The sequence below is a fragment of the Pseudomonas sp. 05T35 genome, from assembly GCF_056396605.1.
The window spans coordinates 31,783-40,271 of the sequence record NZ_JBFTLU010000022.1 but is presented as its reverse complement, the minus strand read 5'-3'; the positions used below and the strand labels follow the sequence as shown (position 1 = coordinate 40,271).

General features: G+C 60.0%; 11 protein-coding genes. 1 reads left to right on the top strand and 10 read right to left on the bottom strand.

The features are described 5' to 3' along the window. The 9 genes from AC1DH9_RS03365 to AC1DH9_RS03325 all read right to left on the bottom strand — a co-directional run. Positions 1–1,090, bottom strand: a 1,090-nt coding sequence (locus tag AC1DH9_RS03365; RefSeq protein WP_477807799.1) for a glutathionylspermidine synthase family protein, incomplete at its 3' end; no start/stop codon positions are given. A gap of 12 nt (positions 1,091–1,102) precedes the next feature. Further along, positions 1,103–1,831: a DUF1190 domain-containing protein gene (locus tag AC1DH9_RS03360; protein ID WP_427541612.1), complete on the bottom strand. Its 729-nt coding sequence runs from the start codon at positions 1,829–1,831 to the stop codon at positions 1,103–1,105. A 19-nt stretch (positions 1,832–1,850) separates the two neighbouring features. After that, positions 1,851–2,279, bottom strand: coding sequence for a DUF350 domain-containing protein (locus AC1DH9_RS03355; RefSeq protein WP_054594270.1), 429 nt, complete (start codon positions 2,277–2,279; stop codon positions 1,851–1,853). 13 nt (positions 2,280–2,292) lie between these two features. Continuing rightward, positions 2,293–2,943, bottom strand: coding sequence for a DUF2491 family protein (locus AC1DH9_RS03350; RefSeq protein ID WP_427541615.1), 651 nt, complete (start codon positions 2,941–2,943; stop codon positions 2,293–2,295). Then, positions 2,930–3,142: a hypothetical protein gene (locus AC1DH9_RS03345; RefSeq protein WP_427541618.1), complete on the bottom strand. Its 213-nt coding sequence runs from the start codon at positions 3,140–3,142 to the stop codon at positions 2,930–2,932. The genes AC1DH9_RS03350 and AC1DH9_RS03345 overlap by 14 nt, the downstream gene beginning before the upstream one ends. Positions 3,143–3,215: 73 nt before the next feature. Continuing rightward, positions 3,216–3,779: a rhomboid family intramembrane serine protease gene (locus AC1DH9_RS03340; RefSeq protein ID WP_427541621.1), complete on the bottom strand. Its 564-nt coding sequence runs from the start codon at positions 3,777–3,779 to the stop codon at positions 3,216–3,218. Between the two features lie 69 nt (positions 3,780–3,848). Beyond that, the gene (locus tag AC1DH9_RS03335; protein WP_427541624.1) at positions 3,849–4,550 is read right to left on the bottom strand and encodes a PspA/IM30 family protein; all 702 of its coding nucleotides are present in this window, start codon (positions 4,548–4,550) and stop codon (positions 3,849–3,851) included. Positions 4,551–4,569: 19 nt separating this feature from the next. Further along, positions 4,570–5,247 carry a YjfI family protein gene (locus AC1DH9_RS03330; protein WP_477807800.1) on the bottom strand — a complete coding sequence of 226 codons (678 nt, stop codon included), beginning with the start codon at positions 5,245–5,247 and terminating at the stop codon, positions 4,570–4,572. Between the two features lie 165 nt (positions 5,248–5,412). Continuing rightward, positions 5,413–5,967 carry a cysteine hydrolase family protein gene (locus AC1DH9_RS03325; RefSeq protein ID WP_427541627.1) on the bottom strand — a complete coding sequence of 185 codons (555 nt, stop codon included), beginning with the start codon at positions 5,965–5,967 and terminating at the stop codon, positions 5,413–5,415. A 98-nt stretch (positions 5,968–6,065) separates the two neighbouring features. Between AC1DH9_RS03325 and AC1DH9_RS03320 the strand changes: the two genes are divergently transcribed. Continuing rightward, positions 6,066–7,055, top strand: coding sequence for a GlxA family transcriptional regulator (locus tag AC1DH9_RS03320; protein WP_477807798.1), 990 nt, complete (start codon positions 6,066–6,068; stop codon positions 7,053–7,055). Between the two features lie 195 nt (positions 7,056–7,250). Here the strand turns inward: AC1DH9_RS03320 and AC1DH9_RS03315 are convergent, their stop codons facing one another. Next, on the bottom strand, positions 7,251–8,462 hold the full coding sequence (locus AC1DH9_RS03315; RefSeq protein WP_427541633.1) for an MFS transporter: 1,212 nt from the start codon (positions 8,460–8,462) through the stop codon (positions 7,251–7,253). Between the last annotated feature and the right edge of the window lie 27 nt (positions 8,463–8,489).

Below are 8,489 nucleotides of genomic sequence, written 5' to 3'. Positions count from 1 at the left end.
CGCCAATACCGGCGGCCTGATCGCCAATCACCCAGGAGCCGATCAGCGTGTAGCTGTCGCCGAACTTCGGCAGCGGGGCGAACTCCTGAAGGATGAACGGCGCATCGGTGTACGGCCCGTCTTCCTTCACGACCAGGCCATCCGGGGTGTGCAGCTCGATGTTGGCGCCTTCGCGGGAGAAGAACGGCTTGCGCACCCAGCCTTTCGGCACCGGTTTGCCAGGCTCGGGATCCAGGTGGGTGGCAAGCAGGTTCGGGTGCCCTTTGTTGAGCTCCCACAGCAGGGGCAGGATGCCTTTGTTCGAGATGATCGATTTCCAGGCGGGCTCGAAAAACTGCGTGTCACACTGGGCGATGGCCTCACCAAACGGTTCGTGGAAAATGAATTCCCAGGCGTGCAGTTTGAACAGGTGAGGGATCCAGCGTTCTTCGAGATCGACGAAGCGTCCTTCGCTGTTGAGGCCGATATCTTCGATATCGATGTGGCGTGACTCGATCCCGACTTTTTCCGCGATCAGGCGCAAGTAGTCGGTGGTGCCTTTGTCTTCGACCGATTGTTTCATCGAGGCGAAGTAGAAAGGCTGTTTGATCTGCAGCTGCGCAAAGGCCTGATGCAGCTTGGTGTCGATGCTGTTGAACTGGTCGGCATGGCTGGGCAGCAAGCCGCGTTCGATGCATTGCTCCAGCCAGCCCCACTGGAACGCCGACGCCTCGTACAGGCTGGTGGGCGTGTCGTAGTTGAGTTCCAGCAATTTGGCGGGGCCGCTGCCGTTGTAGGAGAAGTCCAGGCGACCGTAAAGGTGCGGATGGCCTTCGCGCCATGAAGTGCGAATCATGTCGAAGAAGGGGGCAGGAATGCTCAGGCGCTCCAGCAGTTCTTCGCTCTGCACCACCCGGTCGACCAGGTCCATGCACATCTCATGGATCTCGGTAGTCGGGTCTTCGAGATCGTTCTCGATCTGCTTGAGCGTGAACTGGTAATACGCGCTCTCGTCCCAGTAGGGTTCGTCGTCGATGGTGTGAAACATGAAGCCGAGGTTTTCGGCGGTCTGCTTCCAGTCGTGACGTTCCTGGCAGAGGATTTTCTTCATGGCGCTCGCTCCTTAACTGCTCGATCGACCGAAACTGCTCGAGCCACCCCAGCCGCTGCGGGCGCTGGCCTGGCTACCAAAGCCGCCTCGGGAAGTGGACGATGCCACCGAGATTGGCTTGGAGCTGCTCGACTTGAACGTGGAGCTGCTGTAGCCGCTACCGTATTTCGCCTGCTCGGATTTGGTGAAGCTCGAGCCCGTGGCGATGCGCTGGCTGAGCGTCGACGATGAGTAATCGCCACGTGAGTCGCGGTAGCGGTAAACCGGTTCGGCGTTGTAGCTGCCCCGGTTGCTGTTCAACATGTTGCTGATCAGCATGCCGGCCAGAAGGCCGTTGACCATTCCTCCTGAACCGCCTGAGCTCGCCTCGGAGGCGGGCAGTTGTGCTTTGGCGGCGTCCAGCTGGGTCTGGGTGACTTCGCCATTGGCTGCCAGCTCGAAGCCGCCGAGTTTTGGAATGAACTTGCCGGTGGAGTCCTGTTGGCACCAGTCAGCGACAAAATCGGCGTCGCAATCGGCCTGGCTGTCATACAGCGGCGCAATGCGACGGTGTTCGGTGAGGGCGGTCATGTAGGCGTTGGAGCAGACACTCACCGGAAGCTTTTGATCCACGCACTGCTGCACGGATTGAAAGTTGAACTTCTGATTCACTGTGTAGGTTTTTTCTGTCGGCCCGCAGCCTGATATTGCGACGGCGACCGATGCCGCCAGGGACAGTTGAACGTACTTGCTTCGTTTCATCATTGCCTCCGTGGCGCGATCAGTTCTGCGAAGGGGTCATGCACGCAGCATTGAGCAGGCCAACGCTGATGGCGACGGCTGCGACGTAGATGGCGGCAGCGATTTCGCCATTACGGATGCGTTCGGAGGTGCCTTTAAGCACCAGGCTGGTCATCAGGAACGCCAACAGTTGCACCACTGCGGCAATCAGTGCCCACACGGCGAAGTCCAGCAGGTTGACTGAGTAGGCAATCACATTGCTCGCCGGAATCGCGAAGCCGATGATGGCGCCGGACAGGGCGATGGCGGCCGCGGTGTTGCCGGAGCGAATCAGTTCGAACTCTTTGTGCGGCGTGATGCGGGTGTAGACGAACTGGAAAATCGCGAACAGCAGGGCGGCACCGATGATGTACGAAACAAATCCCAGGACGGCGGCTTTGTTCAGTGAGACGGAGAGTGCTTCTAGCATGGGCTGTTCCTTTTTAAATTGTGGTGAGGTCGGTGGTGTACAGCGAGATACCCAGTGAGGTGCTCAAGCTGATGCTGCCTTCGGCGTCTTCTTCCACCGAGAACAGCAGGAATTCGCGGCGGTCGGTCAGGCCGGTCTCGCGGGCGTAGAGCATCGAGCGATGTTCCACGACGTAGGACTGATCCGGATTGCTGACCTGCTCAGTGAAGGCCACCAATTCGGTCTGCCCGGCCTCGGTACCCCATTCGCGCCTGTATTCGACGCCTTCATGGGTGTAGGTCGGCAGACCGATCAGGCTGTCCGGCCCTGCGAGCCTGCGCAGCTCGGATTCACTGTTGAGGGTGACGTAGCTTTGGTAATTGAACAGGATCACCGACTCGACCTGGCCGGCGACGGCGCCGGTGGTATGAACCTGCAGCCAGAAGTCTTCGTCGTCCATGTAGTAGCGCGAAAGCCAGGTCGACTGGCCGAGGTCGACAGTGCCAACGCTCCAGATCTGCTGGGTGCCGGGAATGACTACGCTGGTTTTTTCGTCGAGCAACAGCTTGAGAGTAGTGTCGAACACCAGCGCTTTGCCCTGGCCGAGCCCGAGGGGGCCGGCAACCAGTGCGCTGTCCTTGGGTGTCGGGGCCTCAAGGCCCATCAGCTGTTTAAACCATCCCATGGGTGATTTCCTTTAGGCGGGTGGAAGGGGTATTGATCGAAGGCTGTTGTGGGCCCTTGGCGCGATGGCCGATGAGGAGCGCCAACTCGCCCAGGCTGGCGCTGGCAACGCGTACGCGCAAGGCGATGGCAAGGCCGCCCCGTCCAGACGTGTGGAAGAGCGACGCTGCGTACATGCGTAAAAAGAGGAATGTCGACATTCGTCCCTGGCTCCCTGGGGTGACGCGTCCTTGACGAATAAACCCGCTGCGGACGTTTTTGGTGCCTGCGTGTTTACCGGGCTGCATTAGACCTGCTGCGCGGCCTGGAGAGAAGTAGCCGTGCTGCAATAAATCCGGCGAATGCGCCGCCAATATGCCCTTCAAATGAGCTGCCCTGGCGCGGAATAAAGCCGAGAATCAGGCTTGCGTAGAGGAGGGCGACAATGCCGGCAATCAGTACGTTGCTCCAACTGCGATGGAACCAGGCTCGTGCCAGAAGGTACGCCCAAAGGCCAAAGACCCAGGCGCTGGCACCCACATGAACGCCGTTGAAACCGAACAGCCAGACCAGCGAGCCACCGAGCAGAATGATGATTGCGCTGACGGCCGCAAAGCGTTTGAAGCCCTCGGCGATTACCAGGGTTCCCAGTACCAGGAATGGCACCAGGTTGGCGATCAAGTGCGCGAAGGATATGTGCAGAAACGGTGAGGTCACAATTCCGACGAGGCCGTGGGCGGTTCGGGGGACCAGGCCGAACATCGTCAGGCCGTAGCCTGTCAGCACGTTCAGCAGGTGGGTCGCGACCATCAGCATGGCCAGGCCTGCGATGATCTTGAAGCCGGTTACCCTGTCCATCCTTGTCCTCGAATCAACAAAAAGAAGGGCACGTCGGTGCCCTTGCTTTTGAGTGCTTGCGAAAGCCGGTTACTCGGCCGATTGTTTTTTCAGTCGGTCCAGAATCGAGTTCGCACTGCCTTGGTCTGGGGTGATGCCGGCTTCGCGCAGCTTGCGCTCCAGGTCGTTGCCGGTGGACGCGTCCGCCAGTTCGTCGCTCGCTTGCAACTCGGCAGCCCGCTGTTCCTGCTTGGCTTGCAGGCGATTCAAGGTGCCGACGGCGGTTTCCAGTTTGCCGTTGGCGCCGCCGCTGGCGATGGAGGCGCTGACCTGCGCTTTCTGCACGCTTTCGCGGGCCTTGGCCATGTCTACTTGCTGGCGCAGGCTCTTGATGCGGGCTTCGGCCTTGGTGATGTCCTTGCGCATTTTGTCGGCGTAGGCACCGAACTCGGTGGTTTGTTTCTGTTCGGCGTCGAGTTCGTTGGTCAAGGTCGAAATGGCTTCGGCCACTTCCAGGGCCAGGTCTTCACGGTTGGCCTGGAGCGCGGCCATGGCCTTGGATTCCAGGTCCTTGATCTTGGCGTTGTACTGCGCCACGCGCTCGGCCGAGAGTTTGTGCTTGGCCATGATGGTCACCAGTTCGCGCTTGGCGTTTGCCAGGGCGCTGTCGGCGTCGCGGATTTCCTGATCGAGGATGCGCAGGGCCTGTTGGTCGGCGATGGCTTCGCCGACTTCGCTGGCGCCGCCACGCAGTGCGGTGAACAACTTGCTCCAGATCGATTGGTTTTGCATGCGTCGGTACTCCCGAAAATTAGTTGAAGAAGCTTTCGAAGGCTTCGCTGGCGCGCTGAACGTTGTYGACGAGGGTTTTGATTTCGGTCACGACGTTGGTCAGGCTGGACTCGGAACTGAGCGCACCGAACATGTTGTAGACGGTTTGGCCGTTGGGCATGGATTCAATACCGATCGACGACAGCGGGAACATTTCCCGGCTGCGCAGCACGGCATCGTTGAAGCGCTGCACGTCCTTGATGGATTCGAGATCGACCAGCACCGTGTCGACGATGATTTGCTCGCCGACGACGGCGATGTAAATCGGCAGCCCGCCAAACTCGTTCATTTCAAGCTTGATGCTCTGCTCGGAGCCTTGAATCAACGTCAGGGTGATTTCATTGGATACCACCTCATCGAGGGCCTGCAGGGCGCTGAAGAGGCGATCGATGTTCCAGTTGTTACCTGCGCTCATGTAATCCTCCAACATGAATGAACCAGCCAGGATCGGCTGGCGTAGCTGTTTCTCCATTTGCTTGAGCAGGCTCCGGTTTTCGGGAAGCACCCAAGTTTCATGTTTCACATAGCCGGCGGCGCTAAGTCCTCCACGCATCTGCTTCATGTAGAAGCTCGACGGTTTTTTTGTAGAGGGTTTCGAGCGCTCTCCCTGGCTGCTCGCGGGTGGGGTATCTGAGGCTGCTGGAGAGCGACGTTTCATTGCAGTGGCTCCGCTTTGTTTTGTATCACGCGTGAGAACACTACAGATAAATTCAGGCACTCTCAACAACTCACGCGTGAGATTTTTAATCGACTGATTTTCATCACGAAAAAAGGCCCGTAGCGTGTCAGCGCTACGGGCCTTCGGGTCTTGTCGGGGGCAGATTCAGTGACTGGTCACCAGGAAGTCATCGGTGGACACCACCGATGCATAGGCAAATCCCAGGGCCGACATGAAGGCCGCATGTACCTGGGCCGCCGGAACCACAACACCGTTGAACTCCAGGTCACGGGTGGCGCAGGCGTCGTGGATCACCGTGACGCCGTAGCCAAGATCGGCCGCGGCACGTGCGGCGCCGTCGATGCACATGTGGCTCATGCTGCCGACGATCACCAGGTTCTCGATGCCATGGTGGTCGAGGATCGACTGTAGTTCGGTGTCACGGAACGCGTTGACGAAGTGTTTGAGCACCACCGGCTCATGGCTGCGGTTGAGGACTTTGGGGTGCAACTGCGCACCCTCCGAGCCCGGTGTGAAAAACGGCGCGGTGTCAGAGGTGAATTCGTGGCGGATATGCACCACGTGATCACCGGCGTCACGGAAGGCCCGGATCACCCGCGCGGCGTTGTCGGCAGCCGCGTCGGCGCCGACCAGCGGCCATTTGCCTTGAGGGAAGTAGTCATTCTGGATATCGACTACGATGAGCGCTTGCTTGGCCATGGGTGTTTCCTTGGAGGGGGTGGTGTGAAACGAAGTATTGGGTTTCACCGKTCGTTCGAGGATTGGCCACACCGACAATAGAAGGGGGAAAACTGACAATGGGCGTAGAGCGCGCAGTCGCCGAGTTGGGCGTGCTGATCTATCCCGGCGCGCAGATGGCGGCGGTGCATGGTTTGACGGATTTGTTCGGTGTCGCGAATCGCATTGCCGCCGAGCATCAGAGCGTGCAACTGCCATTTTTGCGAGTCAGCCACTGGCAGGCGGATGCCGAGCATGCGCCCCAACGCATTTACGACAGTCATCCCGCTGCTGACGGCGCACTGATAGCGCTGTTGATCCCGCCCTCGATTGGCGGCTTTTCCGAAGGTCAGGCATCGCCTGCGCTTATTCAGTGGATTCGCCAGCAACACGCGGCCGGCGCGACCCTTGGCGGGGTGTGCGTGGGGTCTATTCTGTTGGCCGAAAGCGGTCTGCTCGACGGTCGCCGGGCCACCACTCACTGGACCTCGGCGAAAAAATTCGCCGAGCGTTACCCGAAGGTCACGCTCAACGCCGACAAACCCATCGTCGACGACGGCGACCTGATCACCACTGGCGGATTAATGGCCTGGTCGGAGCTGGGCTTGCGGCTGGTCAATCGTCTGATGGGGCCGAGCATCGCCACCAGCACTGCGCGTTTTCTGGTGATCGAACACAGCGACAGTGCGAGCGAATGCGGGAGCAACTTCGCACCGATTCTGAGCCATGGCGATGCAGCGATTCTCAAGGTTCAGCACTGGTTGCAAGCCAACGGTGCGGTGGAGGTGTCGCTGAGCGCGATGTCGCAGCAGGCAGGGCTGGAAGAGCGGACGTTCCTGCGGCGCTTTCGAGCCGCGACCGGTTTGAAACMGACCGAATACTGCCAGCACCTGCGAGTCGGCAAGGCCCGGGAAATGCTCGAGTTCACCAATGGCACCATCGACCATATCGCCTGGAACGTCGGCTACTCGGACCCGAGTGCGTTTCGCGCTACGTTCAAGAAAATCACCGGCCTGGCACCGAGCGATTATCGCGCACGATTCGGGGTGACGGCCCCCGCACGGCAATAAGCAACACGTTCCCGTAGCAGCTGCCGAGCCCGCGAGGCTGCGTTCGGCTGCGTAGCAGTCGTAAACACTAAGTGCACAATTTAACTGAAAGACCGCATAGCCTGATTTCACGACTGCTACGCAGCCTCGCGGGCTCGGCAGCTGCTACGTGAAGCATGCAGAAACGCAGCCCGAAGGCTGCGTTGGTTTGAAGGATCAATGCCCGGCGACAATCTGTGCCGAACCCTGCACCGGCTCGGCATACACCGGGCCGAGGCGATCAAGTCGACCGCTCCAGGCGGTCAGCGCCAACGCGACCAGCACCACCAGGCCACCGATCCACGCGGTATGGATCAAGCCCATGTGGGCGACGATCAACCCGCCACCCCAGGCGCCGCCAGCGATGCCGAGGTTGAAGGCGGCGATGTTCAGACCCGAAGCGACGTCCACCGCGTTCGGCGTGTGATGCTCGGCCTGACGCACCACRTACACTTGCAGGCCGGGCACGTTGCCGAACGCCACGGCGCCCCAGACCAGTACGGTGGCCAGTGCCAGCCAAGGATTACCGGCGGTGAAGGTCAGTACGAACAGCACCGCGGCGAGCAGGGCGAAGATCAGTTTCAGCGCGCTGATCGGGCCGCGTTTATCGGCCAGTTTGCCGCCCCAGATGTTGCCGATGGCCACCGAGATGCCGTAGACCAGCAGCACCAGGCTGACGGTGCTGGCACTGAAGCCGGAAATATCCTGAAGAATCGGTGCCAGGAACGTGAAGGCGATAAACGAACCGCCGTAACCGACTGCCGTCATGGCGTACACCAGCAGCAAACGCGGTTGTTTCAGTACCTGCAATTGCTGCAACAACGACGCGGGTTTGCTGTGGGCGATGTTTTTTGGCACGTAGATCAGGCTGCCGATGAACGCAATCACACCCAGCGCCGACACGGCGAGGAAGGTTTCGCGCCAGCCGAAATGTTGACCGATAAAGGTCCCCAGCGGTACGCCGGTCACCAGGGCCACGGTCAGGCCGGTGAACATGATGGCAATCGCGCTGGCGGCTTTTTCTTTCGGCACCAGGCTGGTGGCGATGGTCGAGCCAATCGAGAAGAACACCCCGTGGGCCAGACCGGTGACGATTCGCGCAATGACCAGCGATTCGTAACTCGGGGCTTTCCAGGCCAGCAGGTTGCCGAGGGTGAACAGCACCATCAGCGACAGCAGCAACAATTTGCGTGGGACTTTGCCCGTCAGGGCGGTGAGCACGGGCGCGCCAATGGCGACACCCAGCGCGTAAAGGCTGACCAACAGGCCGGCCGACGGCAGACTGACGCCAAGGTCGGCACCGATGGTGGGTAACAGGCCAACGATGACGAACTCGGTCGTCCCGATGGCAAAAGCGCTAAGGGTCAGCGCGAGCAAGGCAATGGGCATGGCTGCAACTCCGGTGGTTTGATTCAG